Source organism: Patiriisocius hiemis, assembly GCF_031846325.1.
In the GTDB taxonomy this organism is placed as follows: Bacteria; Bacteroidota; Bacteroidia; order Flavobacteriales; family Flavobacteriaceae; genus Patiriisocius_A; species Patiriisocius_A hiemis.
In genome coordinates, this window is record NZ_JAVRHZ010000001.1 from 606,334 (window position 1) to 629,733 (window position 23,400).

28 protein-coding genes are annotated in these 23,400 nt (G+C 33.2%); 8 read left to right on the forward strand and 20 right to left on the reverse strand.

Annotated features, from left to right (window positions below):
- On the forward strand, nt 1–315 hold the full coding sequence (locus RM538_RS02875; protein WP_311331886.1) for a hypothetical protein: 315 nt from the start codon (nt 1–3) through the stop codon (nt 313–315).
- Nucleotides 316–318: 3 nt separating this feature from the next.
- The gene (locus RM538_RS02880) at nt 319–972 is read left to right on the forward strand and encodes an alpha/beta hydrolase (RefSeq protein ID WP_311331887.1); all 654 of its coding nucleotides are present in this window, start codon (nt 319–321) and stop codon (nt 970–972) included.
- On the opposite strand, the gene RM538_RS02885 is transcribed toward RM538_RS02880, so the two are convergent.
- Nucleotides 969–1,481 carry a hydrolase gene (locus RM538_RS02885; RefSeq protein ID WP_311331888.1) on the reverse strand — a complete coding sequence of 171 codons (513 nt, stop codon included), beginning with the start codon at nt 1,479–1,481 and terminating at the stop codon, nt 969–971. The two genes, RM538_RS02880 and RM538_RS02885, sit on opposite strands and share 4 nt — an antisense overlap.
- A 2-nt stretch (nt 1,482–1,483) precedes the next feature.
- A complete protein-coding gene (locus RM538_RS02890; protein WP_311331889.1) occupies nt 1,484–2,260 on the reverse strand; it encodes an MBL fold metallo-hydrolase in 777 nt (258 codons plus the stop codon).
- 81 nt (nt 2,261–2,341) lie between these two features.
- Between RM538_RS02890 and RM538_RS02895 the strand changes: the two genes are divergently transcribed.
- Nucleotides 2,342–3,796 (forward strand): TonB-dependent receptor, encoded by a 1,455-nt coding sequence (locus RM538_RS02895; RefSeq protein WP_311331890.1) that lies wholly within the window; start codon nt 2,342–2,344, stop codon nt 3,794–3,796.
- 51 nt (nt 3,797–3,847) lie between these two features.
- Here the strand turns inward: RM538_RS02895 and bcp are convergent, their stop codons facing one another.
- Nucleotides 3,848–4,300 (reverse strand): thioredoxin-dependent thiol peroxidase, encoded by a 453-nt coding sequence (bcp, locus tag RM538_RS02900; RefSeq protein ID WP_311331891.1) that lies wholly within the window; start codon nt 4,298–4,300, stop codon nt 3,848–3,850.
- 89 nt (nt 4,301–4,389) lie between these two features.
- Here bcp and RM538_RS02905 point away from each other — a divergent pair, with 89 nt between their 5' ends.
- Nucleotides 4,390–5,055: an endonuclease III domain-containing protein gene (locus RM538_RS02905; protein ID WP_311331892.1), complete on the forward strand. Its 666-nt coding sequence runs from the start codon at nt 4,390–4,392 to the stop codon at nt 5,053–5,055.
- A 30-nt stretch (nt 5,056–5,085) separates the two neighbouring features.
- Here the strand turns inward: RM538_RS02905 and RM538_RS02910 are convergent, their stop codons facing one another.
- The 9 genes from RM538_RS02910 to RM538_RS02950 all read right to left on the reverse strand — a co-directional run bounded on the left by RM538_RS02910 (nt 5,086) and on the right by RM538_RS02950 (nt 13,831).
- Entirely contained in the window at nt 5,086–5,700 is a 615-nt protein-coding gene (locus tag RM538_RS02910) for a class I SAM-dependent methyltransferase (protein ID WP_311331893.1), read from the reverse strand.
- A gap of 159 nt (nt 5,701–5,859) precedes the next feature.
- The gene (locus RM538_RS02915; RefSeq protein ID WP_311331894.1) at nt 5,860–6,423 is read right to left on the reverse strand and encodes a hypothetical protein; all 564 of its coding nucleotides are present in this window, start codon (nt 6,421–6,423) and stop codon (nt 5,860–5,862) included.
- Between the two features lie 86 nt (nt 6,424–6,509).
- Entirely contained in the window at nt 6,510–8,159 is a 1,650-nt protein-coding gene (locus RM538_RS02920; protein ID WP_311331895.1) for a serine hydrolase domain-containing protein, read from the reverse strand.
- A 161-nt stretch (nt 8,160–8,320) separates the two neighbouring features.
- Nucleotides 8,321–8,887, reverse strand: a complete 567-nt coding sequence (locus tag RM538_RS02925) for a hypothetical protein (RefSeq protein WP_311331896.1) — start codon at nt 8,885–8,887, stop codon at nt 8,321–8,323.
- A 161-nt stretch (nt 8,888–9,048) separates the two neighbouring features.
- Complete coding sequence (locus tag RM538_RS02930; protein WP_298956338.1) at nt 9,049–9,258, reverse strand: YgaP family membrane protein; 210 nt, start codon at nt 9,256–9,258, stop codon at nt 9,049–9,051.
- Nucleotides 9,259–9,333: 75 nt separating this feature from the next.
- Complete coding sequence (locus tag RM538_RS02935) at nt 9,334–9,960, reverse strand: Crp/Fnr family transcriptional regulator (RefSeq protein WP_311331897.1); 627 nt, start codon at nt 9,958–9,960, stop codon at nt 9,334–9,336.
- A 3-nt stretch (nt 9,961–9,963) separates the two neighbouring features.
- Nucleotides 9,964–10,833 (reverse strand): cation diffusion facilitator family transporter, encoded by an 870-nt coding sequence (locus RM538_RS02940; protein WP_311331898.1) that lies wholly within the window; start codon nt 10,831–10,833, stop codon nt 9,964–9,966.
- A gap of 166 nt (nt 10,834–10,999) precedes the next feature.
- On the reverse strand, nt 11,000–11,764 hold the full coding sequence (locus tag RM538_RS02945; protein WP_311331899.1) for a DUF6090 family protein: 765 nt from the start codon (nt 11,762–11,764) through the stop codon (nt 11,000–11,002).
- Nucleotides 11,765–12,466: 702 nt separating this feature from the next.
- Nucleotides 12,467–13,831: an NAD-dependent succinate-semialdehyde dehydrogenase gene (locus RM538_RS02950; protein WP_311331900.1), complete on the reverse strand. Its 1,365-nt coding sequence runs from the start codon at nt 13,829–13,831 to the stop codon at nt 12,467–12,469.
- Between the two features lie 154 nt (nt 13,832–13,985).
- On the opposite strand from RM538_RS02950, the gene RM538_RS02955 reads away from it, so the two are divergent.
- Entirely contained in the window at nt 13,986–14,399 is a 414-nt protein-coding gene (locus RM538_RS02955; RefSeq protein WP_311331901.1) for a glyoxalase, read from the forward strand.
- 2 nt (nt 14,400–14,401) lie between these two features.
- Here RM538_RS02955 and RM538_RS02960 read toward each other — a convergent pair whose 3' ends face one another.
- Nucleotides 14,402–15,076, reverse strand: coding sequence for a DUF2461 domain-containing protein (locus tag RM538_RS02960; protein ID WP_311331902.1), 675 nt, complete (start codon nt 15,074–15,076; stop codon nt 14,402–14,404).
- A 72-nt stretch (nt 15,077–15,148) separates the two neighbouring features.
- Entirely contained in the window at nt 15,149–15,697 is a 549-nt protein-coding gene (locus RM538_RS02965) for a type 1 glutamine amidotransferase domain-containing protein (protein ID WP_311331903.1), read from the reverse strand.
- A 192-nt stretch (nt 15,698–15,889) separates the two neighbouring features.
- On the opposite strand from RM538_RS02965, the gene RM538_RS02970 reads away from it, so the two are divergent.
- On the forward strand, nt 15,890–16,324 hold the full coding sequence (locus tag RM538_RS02970) for a hypothetical protein (RefSeq protein WP_311331904.1): 435 nt from the start codon (nt 15,890–15,892) through the stop codon (nt 16,322–16,324).
- A 69-nt stretch (nt 16,325–16,393) separates the two neighbouring features.
- On the opposite strand, the gene corA is transcribed toward RM538_RS02970, so the two are convergent.
- Nucleotides 16,394–17,476, reverse strand: coding sequence for a magnesium/cobalt transporter CorA (gene corA / locus RM538_RS02975; protein WP_311331905.1), 1,083 nt, complete (start codon nt 17,474–17,476; stop codon nt 16,394–16,396).
- 64 nt (nt 17,477–17,540) lie between these two features.
- On the opposite strand from corA, the gene RM538_RS02980 reads away from it, so the two are divergent.
- Nucleotides 17,541–18,338 carry a LytTR family DNA-binding domain-containing protein gene (locus tag RM538_RS02980; protein ID WP_311331906.1) on the forward strand — a complete coding sequence of 266 codons (798 nt, stop codon included), beginning with the start codon at nt 17,541–17,543 and terminating at the stop codon, nt 18,336–18,338.
- Between the two features lie 86 nt (nt 18,339–18,424).
- Nucleotides 18,425–19,546, forward strand: coding sequence for a serine hydrolase domain-containing protein (locus RM538_RS02985; RefSeq protein WP_311331907.1), 1,122 nt, complete (start codon nt 18,425–18,427; stop codon nt 19,544–19,546).
- 40 nt (nt 19,547–19,586) lie between these two features.
- Here RM538_RS02985 and hisIE read toward each other — a convergent pair whose 3' ends face one another.
- Genes hisIE through hisB form a run of 5 tightly spaced genes read right to left on the reverse strand, consistent with a single transcriptional unit; the run spans nt 19,587 to nt 23,399 of the window.
- Complete coding sequence (hisIE, locus tag RM538_RS02990; protein ID WP_311331908.1) at nt 19,587–20,201, reverse strand: bifunctional phosphoribosyl-AMP cyclohydrolase/phosphoribosyl-ATP diphosphatase HisIE; 615 nt, start codon at nt 20,199–20,201, stop codon at nt 19,587–19,589.
- A 4-nt stretch (nt 20,202–20,205) separates the two neighbouring features.
- On the reverse strand, nt 20,206–20,961 hold the full coding sequence (hisF, locus tag RM538_RS02995; protein ID WP_311331909.1) for an imidazole glycerol phosphate synthase subunit HisF: 756 nt from the start codon (nt 20,959–20,961) through the stop codon (nt 20,206–20,208).
- Nucleotides 20,951–21,688, reverse strand: coding sequence for a 1-(5-phosphoribosyl)-5-[(5-phosphoribosylamino)methylideneamino]imidazole-4-carboxamide isomerase (gene hisA, locus RM538_RS03000; protein WP_311331910.1), 738 nt, complete (start codon nt 21,686–21,688; stop codon nt 20,951–20,953). Before hisA ends, hisF begins: the two co-directional genes overlap by 11 nt.
- A complete protein-coding gene (gene hisH, locus RM538_RS03005) occupies nt 21,679–22,266 on the reverse strand; it encodes an imidazole glycerol phosphate synthase subunit HisH (protein ID WP_311331911.1) in 588 nt (195 codons plus the stop codon). The genes hisA and hisH overlap by 10 nt, the downstream gene beginning before the upstream one ends.
- Nucleotides 22,266–23,399 (reverse strand): bifunctional histidinol-phosphatase/imidazoleglycerol-phosphate dehydratase HisB, encoded by a 1,134-nt coding sequence (gene hisB, locus RM538_RS03010; RefSeq protein WP_311331912.1) that lies wholly within the window; start codon nt 23,397–23,399, stop codon nt 22,266–22,268. Before hisB ends, hisH begins: the two co-directional genes overlap by 1 nt.
- Between the last annotated feature and the right edge of the window lies 1 nt (nt 23,400).

Genomic DNA, 23,400 nt, shown 5'->3' on the forward strand with positions numbered 1-23,400 from the left:
ATGGTACCACAAGGAAAAAATAAAGCCGTTATTGCCTATCTAACTCTTATAGGTTTCTTTATTGCTGTATCTATGAACAAAGATGAAAAGCACGAGTTTGCAACTTGGCACATTAAAAACATGTTTGGTTTGCTCTTACTGCTTTTTGTTTCATTAGTATTTCAATATCAAATAAGTTTGCTTTTTGGTGATATTTTATGGGGAATATCTGCACTATCATGGCTATTCTCACTAATTATGGCAATCACAAACAAAAAGATTGGACTCCCTTACTTAAGTGAAAAATTTCAAGATTGGTTTACATTTTTAGATTAAATAATGAATAAAAAAACACTTCCTCTAGAACATAACTACAAAGCTCCCAAGGATACAAATAATGCACCTGCCATTATTATGTTACATGGTTTTGGAAGCGATGAAAACGATTTGTTTTCCTTTGCAAGCGAGCTACCGGATAACTACCATATTATATCATTGAAAGCCCCAATCCCAATGCAGCCTTATGGAAATGCATGGTACAATATCTATTTTGATGCTAATGACGGGAAGTTTAGTGATACAGAACAAGCTATTGCATCTAGAGACTTAATCTCAAATTGTATTGACGTTATTATTAAAGAGTACAAAGTAGATGCTTCAAATATTACTTTACTTGGCTTTAGTCAAGGAACAATTTTAAGCCTTGCAATAGGATTAAGTTATCCTGAAAAAGTAAAAAACATTATTGGGTTAAGCGGTTATATAAACGAAGATATCCTCAAAGAAGATTATAAGGATAATAATTTTAAACACCTATCAATTTACAGCTCACATGGAAGTGTTGACCAAGTAATTCCAGTAGATTGGGCACGTAAAACAAAGCCTTTTTTAGAGAAACTAAATATTGAGTGTGACTATTCTGAGTTTCCTGTGGGGCATGGTGTCGCTCCTCAAAATTTTTATGAATTTAAAGAGTGGTTAAGTAAGCACTAGTTTTTCTTAGGCTTCGGGTTTCCATATAAAACAGAACCTAAAACTTGCACATCTAACTCATTATTTTCATCAAAATAGTACTCTACTATCATCTCTCCCCAGTAACTACCATCAGTAAAATCTGCCATTACCCATCGGTGGTTAAGAAATTTAAGAGAGTTTACTCGCATAGGAGCCTCAATACCTTCATACGGAATTAAAGGATTACCATTTGCTCCTGTATTTTGGTCGTAAATAAAATCTCGAACCATGTTTTCTGCGTCAATGGCTTCCATACCTAGCTTTTCAATATAGGTCATAGCATCATCATTTCCTCTAAGCGAAAAATAGTTCATAGTAGCTATACTATCTGTCAACTTTTCCACTACTACTTCGTTCTCTGAAGTTTGTTCAGTAAGTGTTTGTATTGTTTGTTCTTGACTTTCAAATATTCTTTTTTCGTTCATGTATTGAAAAATGATATACAATACTGCAAAAAAGAATAAATACATAAATATGCTTTTCTTCATAACTATAAGGTAAGTTTTAGTCCGTCGTACGCTAAATAAACGTTTTCTGGGAGGTTTTGTGATACTTCATCATGAAATCCTAACAAATGACTTATATGAGTTAAATAAGCACGTTTAGGGTTTACTTTTTTAATAAAAGTAAGAGCTTCTTCAAGATTAAAATGTGATTTATGGTGTTCTATACGTAATGCATTAACTACAAGAATATCACAATATTTAATTTTTTCAATTTCAGCTTCAGGCATTGTTTTTACATCAGTTAAGTAAACAAAATTATCAATTCTAAAGCCTAAAACTGGTAGTTGGTCATGAAAAGCTTCAACAGCAATTACTTTCTTTCCTTTAATTGTAAAAGGGGTATCCTTATTAATTACTATCTCTTCAATAGTAGGAGCGCCAGGATATTTATTTTTAGTCTCAAAAATATACGCAAAACGACTATGTAATGCTTTAAAGACCCTACTTTCAGCATAAAAAGGGATATTTCCTTGCCTAAAATAAAAAGGGCGAATATCGTCTATGCCAGCGGTATGGTCACTATGCTCATGGGTTAATAAGATTCCGTCTAGTTGCCTAACATTTTCGCGTAACATTTGCTGTCTAAAATCTGGCCCACAATCAATAACATAATTGGTATCTTCCCATTGCAAGAGTACAGAAACACGTAACCTTTTGTCTTTAGGGTTTTCACTTAAACACACAGGGTGTGTGCTGCCAATAATAGGTATTCCTTGTGATGTTCCTGTCCCTAAAAAAGTGATTTGCAAAGGCGATTTCATTCACACAAAAATAACAGTATTTTTTTTGTTTGCCTATTGTATTTGCTACCTTTGTTAAAGCCCTTACAAAAATAAATTGCTATGCCAGACATGATTAAAGGAGACAAGGAATTTGAAAATATTCCCTCCACAAGAAGTAAAGCACTACGAATTAATCTCAATGAAAATATTTACGGTACGTTTGCCGAAATAGGTGCTGGACAAGAAACAGTACGAAATTTTTTTAGAGCTGGTGGTGCCTCTGGTACTATTGCAAAAACCATGTCGGCGTATGATAAGGATTTTAGTGATGCCATTTATGGAGTGGAGAGCGATAGCCGTTATGTTACTGAGGCACGTCTCAAAAAAATGCTAAATCATGAAATGGAGCTTATTGAAAAGCGTATAGACCGTGAAAAACATCCTAATAAAATGTTTTTTGCCTATGCCAATACAGTTGCAACTATTGATTTTGCTAAAAAATATAAGGGACATGGTTGGGTTGGAATTAGATACCAAACCGATCCAAGTGAAGACTATAGTGAGATTATTTTACATATTAGATTTCATGAAAACGATGCCGTAGCACAGCAAATTACGCTAGGCCTTCTTGGAGTAAATCTTATTTATGGTGCATACTACAAATATGACCAACCTAGAAAATTACTTCGCTACTTGTACGATCATATTGATAAGGATAAAATAGAAATTGATACTATTAACTTCTCTGGACCTAAGTTTAAAGATGTTGATAACCGATTAATGAGTTTACAGCTTATTAAAAATGGAATGACAGAAGCCGTAATTTTTGGCCCTGACGGAAACAATATTCTACCTGCAAGACTACTGTATAAGAAAAATATTTTAGCATTACGCGGAAGTTTTAGACCTGTAACTAAGGTAAACATTGATATGTTTGAAAAATCGTATGAGATGTTTCTTGCTGAAAACAAAGTTGAAAAAGACAGAACCGAAGTTATTTTTGAAATTACACTCTCTAACCTTAAAGCAGAAGGTGAAATAGATGAAGAAGACTTTATGTATAGAGCTCGTTTACTTTGCTCACTTGGCCATACAGTAATGATATCTAACTTCCAAGAGTATTACAAAGTTGTAGAATACTTCTCTAGATACACAAAAATGCGTTTAGGACTTGCTATGGGAGTAAATAACTTGGTTGATATTTTTGATGAAAAATACTATCGCCATTTAAGTGGTGGAATTCTAGAGGCCTTTGGTAAATTATTCTTTAAAGATTTAAAAGTCTATTTATATCCTACTTACAATTCAGAAACGGACACTTATACAACAAGTGATAACTTAAAGGTGCATCCACGAATGAAAGAGTTATATAAATTCTTTAAATACAACGGGAAGGTAGTGGACATCGAGAACTTTAACCCAGACATTCTAAACATCTTCTCGAGAGAAGTACTAGAAATGATTGAAAACGGAAAAGAAGGTTGGGAAGATATGCTGCCTGAAGGAGTTGCAGATATTATAAAACAAAAACAACTCTTTAGTTGCAAACAACAACCTCAAAAAGCAACAAGCTAAATAAAAAAACCCGCTAAAAAGCGGGTTTTTTTGTATTAACAATATCTGGTATTACTCTAAAATTTGAGCTGCATGATCTTTTGTTTTCACTTTGTCAATCACACGTGAAACCACTCCTTTTTCATCTACAATAAATGTTTTACGGTGAATTCCATCGTATTCTCTACCCATAAATTTTTTAAGCCCCCAAACTCCAAAAGCATTTATTACTTCTTTATTTTCATCTGCTAGTAGCGGAAAAGGGAAATCAAATTTCTCCTTAAAGTTACTTTGTTTTTTCTCACTATCTGCACTAACACCCAACAACTCGTAGCCTTGCGATTGTAGCTCTGCATAGTTATCACGAAGGTTACAAGCCTCTGCTGTACACCCAGGTGTATTTGCTTTTGGATAAAAGAAAACAACTAACTTCTTTCCTTTATAATCACTTAAACTTATTGCGTTTCCATCTTGATCGTTTACTGTAAAGTTTGGTACAGTATCTCCTGCTTTTAATGTTTTCATAGTGTATTTTTGTAAAAATTACCTCTTATAAAAAATGTCGAAGTTTCAATTGAAAATTAATTTTCGATTTTCAATCAAAATTACTGAAAATGAACAAGCAAGAAAAGGTACATTTCGTTATTGAAACGTTAAATGATTTATATCCAGAGATTCCTATTCCATTAGATCATAAAGACCCATATACACTTTTAATAGCCGTATTGCTATCTGCGCAAAGTACAGATGTACGTGTAAATAAAATTACCCCTTTATTATTTGAAGTAGCAGATAACCCATATGATATGGTAAAGCTAACAATAGAAGAAATACGAGATATAATTAGACCTGTAGGTTTGTCGCCAATGAAGTCTAAAGGAATCCACGGACTCTCACAGATATTAATTGATAAATACAATGGCAAAGTGCCTCAAGATATTGCATTACTAGAAGAGCTTCCAGCTGTTGGACATAAAACTGCAAGTGTAGTGGTAAGTCAAGCATTTGGGATTCCTGCTTTTCCTGTAGATACTCATATTCATAGGCTTATGTACCGTTGGGGATTTACTAATGGGAAAAATGTAGTACAAACAGAGAAAGATGCTAAGCGTCTATTTCCTAAAGACCTGTGGAACTCTTTACACTTACAAATAATATGGTATGGACGCCACTACTCCCCTGCTCGTGGTTGGAAACTAGAAAACGATATTATAACTAAAACCATTGGGAGAAAAAGTGTAATAAACGAGTACTACAAAGCAAAGAATAAAAAAAAATAAAATTGAATATGACCGAAACTAGATAGTAGGTTAAGAGTCTAAACTACTTTTTTTGCATTTAATTAGATACATTGGCTGGTTTTCTTCTACTTCTATGATTTCAAAAAGCCCGTGTTTTTCAAATTCTTTTTTTACAGATTCTTTATCGTAGTAGAAAATTTTTGCTCCTTTATGGCTTTCGTAGCGGTCTTTACTTATCAATTGGCCATTTCCAAATTGAGTTGCTTTTTTTGTTATAGCGGTAAAAACCATAAAACCGTTTTCTGTCAATTGGTTATAACAGTCTTGAATTAGTTTTTCTCTTTCTTCTCTGTCTAATAAATGAATAAGCGCATAGCAAAAAATTCCATCATATTTTTTATTATCAAAAGGCATTAAAGATACAGAGCCGTGAAAAATGTTCAATTCAGTTCCGTAATGTTTTTTTGCTAATGCTATGGCTGTTTTTGAAATTTCAATTCCAGTAACTTTAATTCCGTTTTCGATAAAGGGTTGAGCATTGCGCCCATATCCAATTCCTGGAATTAGAATATTATTTACAAATTCTTCTAAGAAAAAGTTTTTTGTAAGATCAGCAGACTTTGCAGGGCTCATTCCCCACATTTCTTGCTTGTCGTTAAAGGCTATTTCCCAAAATTCTGTCATTAGTATTGGTGTTGTTGATATTGTAAACAAAGGTCTGGACTATGAGTAATTGTGTCTAAACATTATAATTAGCAAATAGAAACCAACAGAAAATCCTCGCGGATTTTCTGAGTACACACAAAACTAGCTATTAATTATAGCTACTGTTAGGTGTAATTTTTATTTTATTTTTTGTTCTAACTCTGTGTCAGTCCAAAGTTTTTTTTCTCTATTCACGTAATTATAAATGTCCAAAACCATTCTTTCGAATAAACTTAAGAAATCATTTCTTGTTTTTTCACTCAAAACTTTTTCATTAGTAATATTTTCAAATCTTTTAGGAATTGGATAACGTGTCCAATATGGGATTCCTTCAGACAAAGTTTTTAGTAATTCAATTTCTGAACGAGAAAATTCAAACGAATCCAATTTTCTTGATAATTCTAAAAGGTTATGATTACTCGATATTGAGTTGTCAATTTTTCCGTTTTTTAAATAATTTGGGTTTCTAGACACTAGATATGCCTTCATTAAATTTTCCATTGAAAACCCAATTAGTAAAAAATAGGAACGTGATATTCCAGATTTTTGAATAATAATTTCTCCATTTGAGTCAGTCTTCGTTAAAATACTATTATTCCTTTCTTTATATAAGATTTCACTTGAATCCAAAAGTTCATTTGCATATTGAATCCATTCCATTGGATGACCTAATTGTTCGTATTTTTCGGGACTGTTTTTCATTTTTCAAATTACACCCAACGTTAAGTACATGAAGTGTAGCCTGCCGATAGGCAGCTATGATTTCATATCTAGTGTTGTGCCTCGTTTTATTTTTCAATTTCAGGCAGAATATAATTTTTGATTATTCGCTCGGGTTGAAAACCCTTTCCATTTCTATAATTGCCTGATGTAATAACAACAATTAATTCATATTCAGGAATAACGACCAAATATTGACCACCTGAGCCTCTCGCTTCAATAGAATTAATTTTTTTACCATTGATATTATAGGTTTTGTGCCAAAAAAGATATCCATACTCATTTTTGTCTATGGTGTTTTCAAGTACCTTGTACTTATCAAATGACTTATTCACCCAATGTGGTGGTAATATTTCTTTTTCTTCCCATATACCATTATTCAAATATAGTTGCCCAAATTTCATTATGTCTCTCGGAGTAAGGTACCATCCACCGCCAAAATATGGCTGGTCTTCATTGTTAGTTTGGATTCTATAATTTTGGATAGATAGAGGTGCGAATAACTTTTTATGAATATAAAACTCTAACCTTTCGTCTATTGAAGAGCTAATGATTGGAGATAGCAAATGAGGATTTCCAGAACCATAGTTTGCCTTTTCTCCTGGTTCGTAAATCATAGGAGCCTTTAAAATATGGTTCGTCCAATCCTCTTGGCTTTGGTATGCTCCTTCATTGGCGAATGAGTTCCGATTCAGTCCAAAGTCAATAGCATCCAAGCCACTTGACATAGTGAGAAGGTGGTGAATAGTAATTTCATCTTTCCCTTCTTTCCAATCTATTTCTGGATATTGATTTTCAAAGAACTCCTCAATAGGTAAGTGCTCTTCGGATAGTTTTTGTTCAGCAATTGCAATGCCAACCAAGGCAGAGGCAAAGCTTTTAGATAGCGATCGGGTATCGTGTGGAACACTTGATGTAAAACCATCAAAATAGGTTTCAAAAATCACTTCTCCGTATTGAGATATAACCACTGAATGAGTTCCTTCTAACGTATCATTCTTGATATCTGTTACAAGCTTAGAAAAATGCGAAGAATGACTATTATCAATTGATTCTGAATAATCCCCAATTAGCCATTGTTCATAGGGCAAGGGTGAGAGTTCAATTTTTGTGCTCTCTTTCAGAAAATTAAGGGTAAGGTCAATCCGCTGCTCTTTTAGCTTGCCGTTAAAATTTAGGTTTGAGCGGATATCTCTAAATTCAAAATTGTCGTGACCAATTTTAAAATCTTGTCCCCACATGTAATGATAAGTTGGCTCTTTAAAAAAAGTAGAAGCAGAATAACTATTATCTTCCTGTTTATCCAATGAAAAGTACATTGTGGGCAAGAATGAATCTTCGATTAAAAGATTCCAATTACCCGACCAGTTTCCTTTTGAAGTTAAATTCAAATCAATATTTGATAAATGATGTCCTGTTTGCACAAAAGCGATTGGGGTTGTTTGTGTTGTGTCGATTCTTATGATTAATTGGTCTTTATATTGACCAACTAAATAAGTCGCATTTTCAGCTTTGAGCGGAATTTCTGTTATGCTATTTTTACCTTTAAATACTGATGTACTACCTTCCTCTGTTGTTATTATTTCAATATTGAATTGAAATGGATTCTTATATTCTAATTTACCTGCCCAACCACCAACATAATTCTCGAGGGATTTTTGAGCATTACATGAGGTAATAGTGAGTAGGGTTATTATTAGCAAAATATGTATTCGCATTATTCTGTTTTTTCTAATGAGGCACAACGGTTTTGTGTATGGTTAGTTGCGTGTTTAAGCAACTAATTTAGCAAATACAAACCAAATAGAAAATCCGCGAGGATTTTCAGAAGTAGGCGAGAACAAGCAATTACTTATAGCCATTGTTGTGCTTAGTTTTTTTATTTCTTTTCTAAAAATTCTTTGACTACGGTATAATAATCTTCGCCATATTGTTTATAAAATTCTCCATTTGGCTTAATAATTAAAAACCCAGCACAGTTTTGATGTTCAGTAAAAACATTTTCATAAAAAAATCCTGAATCAACTATGAATTCAGTCATTTGTTCATAAATCTCTTTGTTATAAGAATCTTGAGTATAAACAAAGAAATCAATTGCATCATAGTTAGAACTCATTCTTGATGAAATGCTAATTCTGTTTTTGATTACTTGTGTATTAGTTTCTTCACTCAATCGGACAATTATGCAATTCGGTGCTTTTTGGTTATAGTTTATAAGAATTGACTTGTCAGTAGGAAAAGTGGTTTTTAATTCGGTTTCCAGTTTTTTAATCAGTTCATCATATTCGGTTTTGTTTAAAGTTCCAGAGTAGGCTGTTCTGCTTTTTTTGTATTTAGAGTTCGGATAAGTATTTACTTTTGTATTATTAATATCTTTATTCGTTCCACAAGATATTAGTAGAATTACAAATATTAAATAAGTTCCTTTCTTTAAAATGTTGTTCATAGATTTTGTTAGGTCAAATTAAGCACAACGGTTTGTGTATGAGCCGTAGCGGATTTTACCCAACTAAACTGTCAGTTAGCAAGATACTTAATTAGACGCAAAAACGGTCCAAGTATGCACTTAAACCGCTATTGCTTATACACTTTGTTGTGTGCAGCCTTTTATTTTTCTTTGATTTTGCAAGTTTTGATTCCAAACGGTGCATAAAGTGGACAAAAGCTAATCACACTTGTTAAAACGAAAACACCTGCAAGCACCAATAAAACAATACCTAATGTACCTGAAATTGTTCCTGTAAAATAAAGAATGCCAACTATTGCAGCGATTATAACTCTTATAATTCTGTCTGCTGAACCCATATTTTTTGTCATAATTGAAAATTTTAAATTATTGAAAGATTACCTTACAAAGGTAAATAGTCGTCTAGAGATATGCAGTGACTGTAGTCACCACTTGTCAATAATTCTTATTTTACCTGATTTTTGTTCAACTTTCCCATCTGTTTCAAGCTTTTTTAAAACTCTAGTAACTACTTCACGAGCAGTTCCTAATTCATTCGCTATTTGGGAATGACTCATATTAACAGAATTGTTTTGACTTAATTCAGTTTTCTTCTTCAAATGGTCGTATAGTCTTTTGTCCATCTTATCTAATAACAAACTACCTATTGTGTCTAATAGCTCCGAATATCTCAGATTAAACTGATTGTAGAAAAGTTCATTGAAGTCTGGGTATTCTTTTAACCAAGTTGGTAACAAATGAACGGGTAACAAAAGAACTGTTGAATCTTCTTCTGTTTGTGCAAATACTTTACTCGGTGTATTTTTTAAAGCCGCATAAAAAGACATTACGCAGCTTTGGGCTGATTCGATATAGTAGAGTAGCAATTCTTTCTCATCAAATCTTGAATATACTTTTATCAGGCCATTAACAACAATCGGTAAAACTTTGACATACTGCTGTTCCCTTAAAATTTCAGTTCCTTTTGGAAATTCCTTAATGTTAGATTCTTGCAGTATTTTTTCAACCAAATCAGGTTTAAGAAAGGATAATATTTTTCTGTCAAGTTCCATTCTTTATTTATCTGGTTCAATGTGGATTAAGACGTGTCCTAAACTTGGTATTTCATTTCGCAAATGGTCCTTTAAATAATGTGCAATATCGTGGCCATCCTTAACAGAAATTTCTCCATTAACAATTGCGTGTAAATCAACGTGGTATTTCATTCCTGCTTTTCGAATAAAACATTTTTCTGTTCCAACTATACCTCTAACTTTTAAAGACTCTTCTCGAATTTCTTCCAATAGGTCATCATATAAATGCTCATCCATAATTTCTCCTAAAGCAGGTCTAAAAATTAAATAGCTATTGTATAAAATAAAAGCAGAAGCTAATAAAGCTGCCCAATCGTCAGCTGTTTCATATCCTTTTCCGAAAATTAAAGCGATAGAAATTCCAATGAATGCCATAATTGAAGTAATTGCATCACTTCTATGGTGCCAAGCATCTGCCTTGAGTGAAGTGCTATTTGTCTCCTTACTTTTTTTTATTACTATTCTAAAGGACACTTCTTTCCATATGATAATTGCACCAAGTACAATCAAAGTCCAAGATTTTGGAACCTTATGAGGTGTCTGAATATTTTGAATGCTTTCGTAGGCAATAATAGTTGCTGATGTTACAAGAAAAGCTACTACTAAGAATGTTATTAGCGGTTCAATTTTTCCGTGTCCGTATGGATGATTTTTGTCTGCTGGCCGTTTGGCATATTTTAAACCAAATAGCACAAGTAGAGAGGAGAAAATATCGGTTGTTGATTCTATTGCATCAGCAATGAGTGCATATGAATTACCAAAGAATCCTGCAAGTCCTTTAATCAAAGCTAAACTGATGTTTCCAATTATGCTAAAATATGTAGTTCGTATTGCAGTTTGTTCGTTATTCATTCAGTTTTTCAGGTTGCATACAACGGTTTTGTGTATGGTTAGTTGCGTGTTTAAGCAACTAATTTAGCAAATACAAACCAAATAGAAAGTCCGCGAGGACTTTCGTAAGTAGGCTATAACCAGCAATGAATTATACACGTTGTTGTGCTTTCGTTATTTATACTTTTCAGTTCTGGTCTTCGTTCAGTTCGGTCTTTATCAATTTTATGATTGCTTCTATTTCATTGTGAAGGTTTTTTCGATAACCTAAGGCTTCATTCGTTAGAACAGACTTGATTCCCATTAAGTTTCGCACTTTCGGATGTGCCATAATTTCAATATAGTCGTTTTGCGGACCTAATGAAATATTATAATCAGGCATCTTAAATTTTAGAAGTGGAAGGAAGTTAACATATTCGACACAAATTTCATCAATTCTAATTTGATGAACATTCATTCTATCCTGAATTAGTTTATCTAGATTATAAATATTTGCCTCTAAGACGCTCAGTCGGTCTCGAATAGAATCGTTCTGGACAATTGTGATTTTCCCAGCATTCTTTAAATCCGAATAAGTATTAATTACAGGAAATTTTATTTCAAAATCCCAAAACGCTTTGTTGAAATATTCTTTTGTTCTATCTGAATTGGTTAATACTGTCTTTAATGAATCATTATGTAGTATCGTTTCAATAATGTCAAGATAATTTTGCTCACTTCTGATATACTCTTTTGAAAATTCTTTTGCGGAATTTAAATCTTCAAGTAATACATTCAGAATTTCTTTTTCAACTTTTCCAATTTTCCTTGTTTCATTCCAATTATTAATCTGTAGTGCAATCAAAATTCCAATGACAACCAGCACAATCTCTCCGAGTGCATAAATCAAGTACTTACTAAATTTACTTTCAGATAGCAGTTTTTGTCTAATTTTTCTAAAGAATTTTATCATTGGTTAGCGGTTTGTCATAATGAAGCACAACGTATTTGTGTATGATTAGTGCGGAAGGAGCTTTAGCTATTTTAGCTTAGGCTGAGTCGCTTGCGACGAAAACTCCGCTGGAGAAAAATAGCAAGGCTCTGACTTGCCAATTCTCCGATTAGATAAATATACAAATTGTAGGATAATTTCCTCGTATTAACCAGTTAAGCATTAATTATACACGTTGTTGGCATTTCGTTGTTTTGTTCAGAGTACTAATTATCCAGCTTATTTCAGTTTTTGTTTTTCCAGCGTTTGAGTGAATTCGCACAGATTTTTATTCCGCAAAATTTTTCAATTCCGATTGAGTGAACAATTCTGAAACTTGCTAAATTACGCGTATAGTTAAGGTTTTGGTTTTCGATTCCAGTTACGAGCTAAAAGTTCAGACGTAATTTTCACTTATCATTCTTCAGGCATTAATTAATCATTGGTAATACAAATTCCTTGAAAATGTAAAATATAAGGGCTCCAACTATCATTCCGATATAGAAGTTTCGCTTATTTTTTGGTTTTTTATTTTCCATATTATCTTCAGTTATTAATTTTTTATTGAGACAGTTCACAATGAATGCCAACTTGTTATATCGTTTTATTTATTAGTGTTATCCCGTAAATAAATCAGGATACCATGAGTTTTTTGTTAACGTTATCCTGTAAAGCTACATAATTTTAACTAGTTGTAATATAGACCGTTTTTCTATTTACAAATTCTTGGATACCATGACTGCTTAACTCTCTCCCGTAGCCGCTTTGCTTTACTCCACCAAAAGGGAGTCTTGGGTCACTTTTTACTAGCGTATTTATAAATACTGCGCCTTCTTCAAATTGAGATATATAAGGTTGTATAGACTTTATATCTTTTGTAAAAATAGAGACACCTAACCCAAAGTTTGAGTTGTTTGAGAGCTCTATGGCCTCTTCTATATCTTTAAAAGGTAGTATAGGGAGTACGGGGCCAAAGGTTTCTTCTTTAAACAAAGACATCTTTGTGGTAACATTATTAACAATTGTAGGTTCAAAATAAGCGTTTTGCCTGTTCCCTCCTAGTAATACATTGGCACCCATTTTTATAGATTTCTGTAAAATTTCTTCAAGTTCTACTGCTAGGTCTGTTCTTGCCATCGTACCAATATAAGTTTCGGCATTGCTTGGGTTACCACTCTTAAGTTCTCTTACTTTTTTTACTAGTTTTTGGGTAAACTCATTTTCTATATCCTTATGTACCAAAAGTCGTTTTCCAGCAATACAACTTTGCCCTGTATTTTGAAATCGAGCCTGCACCACAGTATCTAGAGTAGCATCAATATCACAGTCTTTTAATGCAATTAAAGCATTGTTACCTCCAAGCTCCAAAACAGTTTTCTTTATATTTTCTCCAGCTTTACTTGCTACAGCACTACCAGCAGGGCCACTTCCCGTAATTGTAACAGCTTTTATAATAGGGTTTTCTATAATGGAGGCTACTATATCACTCTTAATTAACAGCGTTGTAAAGCAATTTTTAGGAAACCCAGCTTTTTCAAAAACTTTTTGGATATTTAATGCACTTCCAAATACGTTTGAGGCGTGCTTTAATACAGCAACATTACCAGCCATTAATGCTGGAGCAGCAAACCTAAATACCTGCCAGAATGGATAGTTCCAGGGCATTACTGCCAGTAGTACGCCTAGCGGTTCGTAGGACACATAACTGGTTTCGGCATCGGTTTCTATTATCTCGTCTTCTAGGTGTGAAGCGGCATTTGCTGCATAATACTCACACACCCATGCACATTTTTCAATTTCGGCGATAGATTGTGAGATGGGTTTGCCAATTTCTTCAGTAATTTTCTTTGCGTAGGTTTCTTTATTCTCTTTGAGTTCTTTTGCAGCGTTGTTAAGTAGTTCTTTTCTTTCAGTAAACGAAGTTGTTTTCCAGGAAGCGAATCGCTTTTCTGCTTTATCTAAAAAAACTTTTACTTCTTTTTTGGTGTGCGTTGTAAAAGACTCTATTTCTTTCTGAGTGTACGGATTTATTGAAGTTACAGTTGGCATTTTTATTTTTAAAGTTACATAAAATAGGTATTAATTTTGTGTGATTTAGGACTACTTTAACGCACAAGTGACTGTTAAGAACCCTTTTATAACTTACCTAATATTATTTAAAATTGTACGTGCTATTTTATAATTTTAATAAAAATCCTAAATCATGGAAGCTCGCGATCTTACTTTATTGAAATTACGTCCCAATATCCCATCTGCTAAGGTAAATGATGGTATGAGCGACGAAGAGATGTTTCAGAATGCAACGCTACGTCCTATTGCAAAACTTCAGAATAACTTGTTGGTTGAAGTCTTTAAAAACTATATCAAAAAACACAAAAATGTATTTTACGACCTCTCTATAGAGAAACGTCTAGATTATATAGATAATGCCATCCACAAGGATATGAAGTTTAGAAATGGACTTAAAGGAATTATTATTGGGCAATTTACGATAGATGAATATAAAGTCTACACAGATAATTCTTCGGCACTTAATAAGCGTATGATGAATATTGTAAAAGAGCGTCTTAAAAGTAACGTACAGCTGTTAGAGCCTTCTTCTTTACTTGCTAGTTAGTTTTACTCTAATAGAGAAACTCCATTTAAATCTGTAGTTAATACTTCGCTCATATAATCGAAGTATGGACGTAGCAATTGAAAGTGATACAATAGTTTTTCTGAAAAATCTTCGGAAAAAACCTCTTTGTCTGTAAATTGATGTGTTACAAAGTAACTTTTTAAACGGATTAGGTCTATATTAGGGTCTTCTTTGCTGAAGCCCTTAGGAGCTGTTTTTACTTTATATTCTTGATTAAAACCACCAAATGCTTTTTTAAATTTTGGAGCATCTAGAATACTTCTAACTTCTGAAGCATCCATCTCAAACTCTTTTCTAATGCGTAATAAATCTTTAGGCTCTGGATCAAAAAAGCCTCCAGCCATTAAGGAGTTACCGGGCTCTAGTCGTAAATAGTAGCCACCTCTACGGTGTGCACCTGCCCTACTAAAACTTACACTTCTATGTACATTGTAAGGTGTTTTGTCTTTGCTAAAGCGTATATCTCTATTTATTCTAAAAACCTTGACTTTTGCTATCTCATCATTCTTATTAAGACCTTTCTCAATTTCTGCATAAAAGGCTTTTAACTGTTTTTCATTTTTTTGATACTCCTTTTTATGCTCCTGCATCCAATCTCTGTGGTTGTTCTTTTTAAGTTTTTCTAAAAATTGAAATGAAGACGTTGGGATGTTCATAGTAAGTTTTTTATAAATATAAAAAAATCGCTGCAGGTGCAGCGATTTTTTGTTTTAGGGATATTATACTACTTATGCATGTTGTAGTTCGTGTTTACCTTCTTTAATCTCTTCGATTAATTTTGCATTAAATGCTGGAAGATCGTCTGGATTTCGGCTTGTTACTAATGCTTCATCAACAACAACCTCTTTATCTACCCATAATGCTCCCGCATTTTGAAGGTCTGTTTTTATTGAGTTATACGATGTCAAAGTTCTTCCTTTAACTACATCTGCTTCAATTAATAATTGCGGTGCATGGCAAATAGCGGCTACAGGCTTACTTTGCTTAAAGAAATCTCTAATAAATGTTAATGCATCATCATTCTGGCGTAATATATCTGGGTTAATTACTCCACCAGGTAACATTAACGCATCATAATCTTTTGCTGAAACATTATTTAAGGTATTGGTTACAGTATATTCATTAGACCAATTTCCGTCATTCCAACCTTTAATTGTTCCACTCTTATCACTAATTATATCTACTGTGAATCCTTCAGATTCCATTGCTTGTTTAGGAGATTTTAATTCACTTTCTTCAAAACCATTTGTTGCTACTATTGCAATTCTCTTTTCCATTTTATGTGTATTTTTTAAATTAATATTTGTTACCTCAAAGGTAAATTTATTGTTTCTCAAGTATCGTTATAGCCTTATTAAACTATAAGGCAAAAAGGTTAAGGTTGTATTAATGATATTGACATAGAGGCTTTTTTCTTAAACTCCTCTTAAAATTGTTTATATTTATAATCAACCTAAAACCAATTAATCATGATGACAACAACAAACAAACCCAACACCGCTTTTTGGATTATTGCTGTACTGGCATTACTATGGAACTTAATGGGGTTATTTCAGTTTTTTGGAGTAGCTTTTATGTTAGAAGCAATGGTAGAAGCCTTACCAGAAGACCAAGCCACTTTATATACAAGTATTCCGCAATGGTACATCATTGTATTTGGAATAGCCGTATTCTCTGGAGTACTTGCCTGTATTACAATGCTAATACGTAAAAAAATAACTGTTGTATTGTTTTTAATATCATTGCTAGCTGTATTAGTAGCACAAATCTATTGGATATTTGCTACTGATGTTATGGATGTTATTGGACCTACTGCTATCGCTATGCCACTTATAGTTATCGCAATAGCAATCTTTTTATACTTCTACAGTAAAGGAGCTGCACAAAAGGGATGGCTTAGGTAAAATTAGAGTTTAGAAGTATAGTTTTTAAAAGTTAAAAAACTATACTTCTAAATTTTATGATACTTGTATTTAAAGCCACTTTTTACGTTTAAAGTAGTAAAGCATTGCAAAAAACACCAAAATCATTGCGCCCCAAAGTACAAAGTACCCATACTTAAATTGGAGTTCTGGGATATACTCGAAATTCATCCCGTAAATCCCAGCCATGAAGGTAAGTGGAATAAAGATAGAAGCCATTATAGTAAGTACTTTCATGACCTCATTCATTTTATTACTTATGGTAGTCATATACATGTCCATAAGCCCCCAAATCATATCACGATATATCTCAACACTCTCAGAAACTTGTATAATGTGATCATATAAGTCTCTAATATAGTTTTGAGTTCTTTCTTCAATAAGTGGGGTCTCTGTCTTTTCAAGGCGATTAATAACCTCTCTTAGCGGAACAACAGCGCGCCTAATACGTAGAATTTCTTTTTTAAGCTTTTGTATTTCTTGAATTAAATCGTCTTCCGGAGACCCTTCAAACAGCTCATCTTCAATTTGTTCAATCTTTACTGTTAAAATTTCAATTACACTAAAGTAGTTATCCACTACAGCATCCAGTAAAGCAAACATTAAGTAATCTGAACCATTGGCTCTAATTTTTCCTTTGCTATTGGCAAGACGCTCTCTCACACTATCAAACACATCCCCATCTGCTTCTTGAAAAGTGGCTACATAACCTTTTCCCATTGTCATACTCACGTGCTCATTCACAAAAACACCCTCTTCATTGTAATGCAGCATCTTAAATACAATGAATAAGTAATCGTCATACTCATCCATTTTAGGCCGCTGGTTTGTTGTTACAATATCTTCTTGAATAAGAGGATGTAGGTTGTAGTACTCCCCTAGCCTTTCAATCTCTTTAGTATTGCTTAAACCATTTACATTAATCCATGTAACATTATCTGTTGATTTAAATTTAAAAGCATCTTCAATATTTGAAGTGTCAAATTGATTATAATGATCTTTTGAAAAATCTATAATCTCCAACTTGGTAACTTGAGAAGTCTTAGTACCCTTATAGGTTACCGCACCTGGCATTTCATTTTTGTTCTTCAACTTCCCAATTACAGTTCTGTTTTTTCTTTTTCTGTTTGCCATGAAAATAATATTTCAATACTAAGGTATATATTTTAAATTTACATTCTACTAAACCAAACAAAAATTGAAGTACAAATACCCTTTTGACTACGCTGTAAAAAACCATATACTCATTGGTGTTGGGTTAGCCATTTGGATTTTTGTATTTCTGTATTTTACAGAGCCTTTAGATGTTCATGAATTTGGCGCTACCGAAAAACTTATTTACCTCCCTATTTATGGACTTGTTGGTGCACTAGCCTATTTAATTATATTGCCATTTCAATCGTTTTTATATAGAAGTAATCGTGAGAATTGGTTTATACAAAGTGAATTCTTATTTACATTACTGTTTGTGGTTTTTGGTTTACTTGTCACTAGAAGCGTGTACTTGTATGTAATTATTGCTGGTGAACCTAATCCATATTCGCTTTGGTATTTTATAACTTCCATCTTTTTACCAGCTATTAGTACAATCTTGCCTATTGTTCTTATTGGTAGGTTTGCCCTTGGAAAGTATAGAGAAAAGAAAATTGAGGATAGTAAGATAGAAATTACAGGAGACGGAACGTATGAAGGACTCCGCCTCGAATTTAAAGAACTCATTGCGGTAAAAGCAGACGATAATTATGTGGAAGTATTTTTTGAACAAGGTGCAGTCTTAAAAAAACAACTAATTAGAAACAAGCTTTCTGTTGTTGCACATGAGTTACCTGAATTGTTAAAAACACACCGTTCCTATTTGGTAAATCCTATCCATTTTAGACAATGGAACAATCAAAACGGAAAGCTTTCCATGTATCTGTCACATGAAATAGAGGTGCCTGTTTCCAGAACATTTACCACTAGCGTTAAAGAGGCAATACAACTCGCCACAAAATAATTGCATTTCGCCCCAAAGCACCATATATATTGGTCTTATGTTTTTTTATGAAATATGTTTGCTTCAGAAATCAAAACCATAAAATCATGAAAAACTTAACAATCAAATTAGTCTTATTCTTAGTATTAACTTCTTTATTTTCTTCTTGCAAAGTAGGAAGGTTTGTTACGTATAATTTTGCAGACATTACAGACCACAAAATCTTTCCATCAAGAACTATAGAAACTAGTCAAGAGCCTTTTCTATATCCATATACCCAAAATGGATTTGTTCCAGACTCTTTAAGTGTTACTCGCAAGGGTAAGAACACAAGAGTGCCATTTAAAACCTACCTAGAAGATAATAAGACAGTAGCATTTATTATTATTCATAAGGATAGTATTCGTTATGAGAACTATTTCAACAAATATGATGAGACTTCTATAGTAAATTCATTTTCTATGGCAAAATCCTTTCTTTCAATTCTTGTAGGCTGTGCGCTTGATGATGGATTAATTACTTCTATAAAAGAACCTATAACCAATTACTTACCAGAATTAAAAGCGAATGGGTTTGAAAACATAACGATTGAGCATCTATTAAATATGGAGTCTGGTATTGAGTTTAATGAAAGTTATATAAATCCATTTGGGCATGCAGCAAGTTTCTATTATGGAACCAATATTAGAAAAGAAGTAAGTAAACTAAAGGTTGAAGTAAAAGAAGGTAAACGGTTTTCATACAGAAGTGGAGATAGTCAAATATTAGGTCTAGTGCTAGATGCAGCATTGGGAGAAAAGAATATTTCAGAATATTTAGAAGAAAAAATCTGGAAGCCGTTAGGAATGGAATATAATGCAACATGGAGCTTGGATAGAAAAAAAGATGGAGTAGAAAAAACCTTTTGTTGTGTAAATGCAAGAGCTAGAGATTTTGCAAAAATTGGAACTCTATATCTTAAGAAAGGAAACTGGAACGGAAAGCAAATAGTCTCTAAAGATTGGGTAGAAAAATCAACAAAATACGACACTATTAATAGTAAAGCAGGGCATTATCAACACCAATGGTGGATTAACAAAAAAGACAATTCTTACGAAGCTGAAGGCATCTTAGGGCAACACATTTATGTAAATCCAGAAAAAGAAATTATCATAGTCCGCCTTGGAAAAAAGGTTGGAAAAACGGGAAGTTGGACAAGTCTATTTCAGGGCATAGCAGCCAAGTACTAAGTATAAAACCTCGCTAATTTAAGATTAGCGAGGTTTTGTTTTATTCGTTTCTATCAAACTTATGTCTGGATTGTAATGTTCTTTCTACATCCCGCATTCTAAATCCTTTTGCTTGTAGTAACACCATGAAATGAAATAACAAGTCTGCGCTTTCATTTAAAAAAGCTAAATCATCATCATCCTTAGCTTCAATTACAACTTCTACAGCCTCTTCTCCAACCTTTTGTGCAATCTTGTTAATACCACGTCTAAAAAGCGAGGAAACGTATGATTTTTCATGATTTGGATCATCTTTACGGTCTTGGATAACGTCTTCTAAGTAGGAGATAAATCCAAAGTTAGAAATGTTCTTTTCATTCCAACATGTATCAGGCCCTTTATGACAGGCAGGTCCTTTAGGGTTAACTTGAACTAACAATGTATCGTTATCACAATCTTCCTTTAAAGAAACAACCTCCATATAGTTTCCAGTCTCTTCACCTTTTGTCCATAATCTTTGCTTACTACGGCTGTAGAAAGTTGCTAGGTTGGTACTTTGGGTCTTACTAAAGGCTTCTTCATTCATAAAACCAAGCATTAACACATTCTTTGTCATGGCATCTTGAACAATAGCAGGTATAAGACCATCTTTGTATTTTTTAAAATCTAGTTCCATAATTTTACACTCTAACAGGTATTCCCTGTTGCATTAAGTTATTTTTAAGGTTTGTTATTTCTATTTCTTTAAAATGAAAAACACTTGCTGCCAAGGCTGCATCTGCATTTCCTTTTGTAAAGGTATCTATAAAATGCTGAATATTACCAGCACCACCAGAAGCAATTACTGGGATGGTTAACTCTTTTGATAATTTAGCTAATGCATTGTTTGCAAAACCTGCCTTAGTCCCATCATTATCCATAGAAGTAAATAAGATTTCGCCAGCACCACGGGCTTCTACTTCTTTTGCCCAATCAAATAGATTTAAATTAGTAGGTACTTTACCGCCAACCAAGTGTACTTTCCATTCACCATCAATTTCCTTAGCATCAATAGCCACAACAATACATTGTGAACCAAATGTAGTGCTTAATTGATTAATTAATTCTGGGTTTTTAACTGCTGAAGAGTTAATTGAAACTTTATCTGCTCCATTTTTAAGTAATACCGAAACATCTTCTACTGAAGAAATTCCACCTCCTACTGTAAAAGGAATATTAATAGCTTCAGCAACGCTAAGCACTAAGTCTGAAAGTGTTTTTCTTCGCTCTTCTGTAGCAGATATATCCAAGAATACCAATTCATCAGCTCCATTTTCAGAATAGAAGGTTGCCAATTCAACTGGATCTCCAGCATCACGAAGATTTATGAAATTTACGCCTTTTACTGTACGTCCATTTTTAATGTCAAGGCAAGGAATTATTCGTTTAGTTAACATCTAGTATATATTTTTCAAGTTCTTTTAAGGAGATTCTGTTTTCGTAAATTGCTTTACCAATAATCACCCCTTCACATCCTATTTCTGCAAGCTTTGGGAGTTCATCAAATTTTGAGATACCACCAGAGGCTATTAAGTTTAATTTACTTTCTTGGTCACAATCTGAAAGAATTCGCTCGTATAAATCAAAAGACGGGCCTTCTAACATTCCATCTTTACTTATATCGGTACAAATTACATAGATAACTCCTTGTTTTTGATATGATTTAATAAATGGAATTACTTCTAGATCACTTTCTTTAAGCCATCCATTAATTGCAACTTTTTCATCTTTAGCATCTGCTCCCAAAATTATTTTATCTGAACCATATTTTTCTATCCAAGAATTAAACTCTTTAGCATTTGTAACAGCAATACTTCCACCTGTAATCTGTGAAGCGCCACTTTCAAAAGCAATATGGACATCCTCATTTGTTTTTAAACCACCACCAAAATCAATTTGCAAAGAGGTTTTTGTTGCAATCTGTTCTAAAACATTGTGGTTAACAATATGTTTACTTTTGGCTCCATCTAGGTCTACTAAGTGCAAATACTTTATTCCTGCTCCCTCAAATTGCTTAGCAACTTCTAATGGATGTTCGTTATATATTTTTTTTGTTGTGTAATCACCTTTACTTAGCCGTACACATTTTCCGTCAATGATATCTATAGCTGGTATTATTCGCATAGTTCTACAAAGTTTTTAATTAATTGTTCACCTAGTTTGCTACTTTTTTCAGGATGAAATTGCACTCCATAAAAGTTGTTTTTTTGTAATGCACTTGAAAATTGAGTTCCGTAATTTGTTAATGCAATTGTTTCTTTTACGAGTGGAGCATAAAAACTATGGACAGAATACATAAATGTTTTTTCAGGAATATTAGTAAATAAAGTGGATTGTAATCCTGAAATTGTATTCCAACCCACATGAGGTATTTTTAAACTAGTCTTAAATCGTTTTACATCAACGTCAAAAACACCTAAACCCTCTGTATTTCCTTCTTCAGAAGAGCTACAAAGTAATTGCATGCCTAGGCAAATACCTAAAACTGGTTGTGTAAGTTTAGGAATTACCACGTCTAACCCTGAAGCCTTTAACTTACGCATTGCATTATTAGCTTGCCCAACACCAGGAAAAATAACCTTATCTGCACTTTTGATTGCTGCAGCATCTGCTGAGAGGATAGCTTGATAACCCAATCGCTGCAACGCAAATTGAAGGCTTTTTATATTTCCGGCACCATAATCTATTATTGCTATTTCCATTATAATACTCCTTTTGTTGATGGTAAAATCATTTTTTCGGCATCTCTTTTTACAGCAGCTTTTACCGCTTTTGCAAAGGCTTTAAAAATAGCTTCTATTTTATGGTGTTCGTTTTTACCCTCAGCTTTAATATTTAAGTTTGCCTTTGCTCCATCTGTAAAACTTTTAAAGAAGTGATAAAACATTTCAGTAGGCATTTTACCAATCATTTCTCTTTTAAAATCTGCTTCCCAAACAAGCCAATTTCTACCGCCAAAGTCTATAGCTACCTGTGCTAAGCAATCGTCCATAGGCAAACAAAAGCCATATCGTTCAATCCCTAGTTTATTTCCTAATGCCTTTGAAAACACCTCGCCAAGTGCAATGGCAGTATCTTCTATAGTGTGGTGCTCATCTACTTCTAAATCACCTTTAACAACAACTTTTAAGTCCATTTGACCATGTCTGGCAATCTGGTCTAACATATGGTCAAAAAATGCAATACCAGTATCTATTTCACTTTTACCAGTACCATCTAGATTAAGTGATATGGAAATATCGGTTTCGTTTGTTTTTCTGGAAATGGTAGCAACTCTATCTTTAAGTTTTAAAAACTCATAAATTTTTTGCCAATTGTTACTTTCTAAGGCAATGTAACTATCTAACTCATCACGCTTAACTGTAATTTCATTAGTACCTAGATTTGTTTCATCATTGATAAAAATACCCTTAGAACCTAAGTTTTTAGCCAATTCCATATCAGTAAGTCTATCCCCTATTACAAAAGAGTTCTTTAAATCGTATTCTTCAGAAAAGTATTTTGTTAATAAACCTGTGCCTGGTTTTCTGGTAGTAGCATTTTCATGCGGAAACGTTCTGTCCAAATAGATCTCATCAAACACAACACCTTCATTTTCGAAAGATTTTAAAATAAAATTATGCACAGGCCAGAAGGTTTCTTCCGGAAAGACTTCGGTACCTAAACCATCCTGGTTAGTAATCATAACCAGCTCATAGTCTAGTTCTTTGGCTATTTTACCTAAATATGTAAATACTTTAGGATAAAATACCATTTTATCGAAAGCGTCTATCTGTTCGTCTGCTGTTTCTTTGATGATAGTTCCGTCTCTATCTATAAATAATACTTTTTTCATT

Coding starts and splice junctions, on each gene's coding strand:
- RM538_RS02875 (WP_311331886.1), top strand. CDS start 1: ATGGTACCACAAGGAAAAAATAAAGCCGTTATTGCCTATCTAACTCTT.
- RM538_RS02880 (WP_311331887.1), top strand. CDS start 319: ATGAATAAAAAAACACTTCCTCTAGAACATAACTACAAAGCTCCCAAG.
- RM538_RS02885 (WP_311331888.1), bottom strand. CDS start 1,481: ATGAAGAAAAGCATATTTATGTATTTATTCTTTTTTGCAGTATTGTAT.
- RM538_RS02890 (WP_311331889.1), bottom strand. CDS start 2,260: ATGAAATCGCCTTTGCAAATCACTTTTTTAGGGACAGGAACATCACAA.
- RM538_RS02895 (WP_311331890.1), top strand. CDS start 2,342: ATGCCAGACATGATTAAAGGAGACAAGGAATTTGAAAATATTCCCTCC.
- bcp (WP_311331891.1), bottom strand. CDS start 4,300: ATGAAAACATTAAAAGCAGGAGATACTGTACCAAACTTTACAGTAAAC.
- RM538_RS02905 (WP_311331892.1), top strand. CDS start 4,390: ATGAACAAGCAAGAAAAGGTACATTTCGTTATTGAAACGTTAAATGAT.
- RM538_RS02910 (WP_311331893.1), bottom strand. CDS start 5,700: ATGACAGAATTTTGGGAAATAGCCTTTAACGACAAGCAAGAAATGTGG.
- RM538_RS02915 (WP_311331894.1), bottom strand. CDS start 6,423: ATGAAAAACAGTCCCGAAAAATACGAACAATTAGGTCATCCAATGGAA.
- RM538_RS02920 (WP_311331895.1), bottom strand. CDS start 8,159: ATGCGAATACATATTTTGCTAATAATAACCCTACTCACTATTACCTCA.
- RM538_RS02925 (WP_311331896.1), bottom strand. CDS start 8,887: ATGAACAACATTTTAAAGAAAGGAACTTATTTAATATTTGTAATTCTA.
- RM538_RS02930 (WP_298956338.1), bottom strand. CDS start 9,258: ATGACAAAAAATATGGGTTCAGCAGACAGAATTATAAGAGTTATAATC.
- RM538_RS02935 (WP_311331897.1), bottom strand. CDS start 9,960: ATGGAACTTGACAGAAAAATATTATCCTTTCTTAAACCTGATTTGGTT.
- RM538_RS02940 (WP_311331898.1), bottom strand. CDS start 10,833: ATGAATAACGAACAAACTGCAATACGAACTACATATTTTAGCATAATT.
- RM538_RS02945 (WP_311331899.1), bottom strand. CDS start 11,764: ATGATAAAATTCTTTAGAAAAATTAGACAAAAACTGCTATCTGAAAGT.
- RM538_RS02950 (WP_311331900.1), bottom strand. CDS start 13,831: ATGCCAACTGTAACTTCAATAAATCCGTACACTCAGAAAGAAATAGAG.
- RM538_RS02955 (WP_311331901.1), top strand. CDS start 13,986: ATGGAAGCTCGCGATCTTACTTTATTGAAATTACGTCCCAATATCCCA.
- RM538_RS02960 (WP_311331902.1), bottom strand. CDS start 15,076: ATGAACATCCCAACGTCTTCATTTCAATTTTTAGAAAAACTTAAAAAG.
- RM538_RS02965 (WP_311331903.1), bottom strand. CDS start 15,697: ATGGAAAAGAGAATTGCAATAGTAGCAACAAATGGTTTTGAAGAAAGT.
- RM538_RS02970 (WP_311331904.1), top strand. CDS start 15,890: ATGATGACAACAACAAACAAACCCAACACCGCTTTTTGGATTATTGCT.
- corA (WP_311331905.1), bottom strand. CDS start 17,476: ATGGCAAACAGAAAAAGAAAAAACAGAACTGTAATTGGGAAGTTGAAG.
- RM538_RS02985 (WP_311331907.1), top strand. CDS start 18,425: ATGAAAAACTTAACAATCAAATTAGTCTTATTCTTAGTATTAACTTCT.
- hisIE (WP_311331908.1), bottom strand. CDS start 20,201: ATGGAACTAGATTTTAAAAAATACAAAGATGGTCTTATACCTGCTATT.
- hisF (WP_311331909.1), bottom strand. CDS start 20,961: ATGTTAACTAAACGAATAATTCCTTGCCTTGACATTAAAAATGGACGT.
- hisA (WP_311331910.1), bottom strand. CDS start 21,688: ATGCGAATAATACCAGCTATAGATATCATTGACGGAAAATGTGTACGG.
- hisH (WP_311331911.1), bottom strand. CDS start 22,266: ATGGAAATAGCAATAATAGATTATGGTGCCGGAAATATAAAAAGCCTT.
- hisB (WP_311331912.1), bottom strand. CDS start 23,399: ATGAAAAAAGTATTATTTATAGATAGAGACGGAACTATCATCAAAGAA.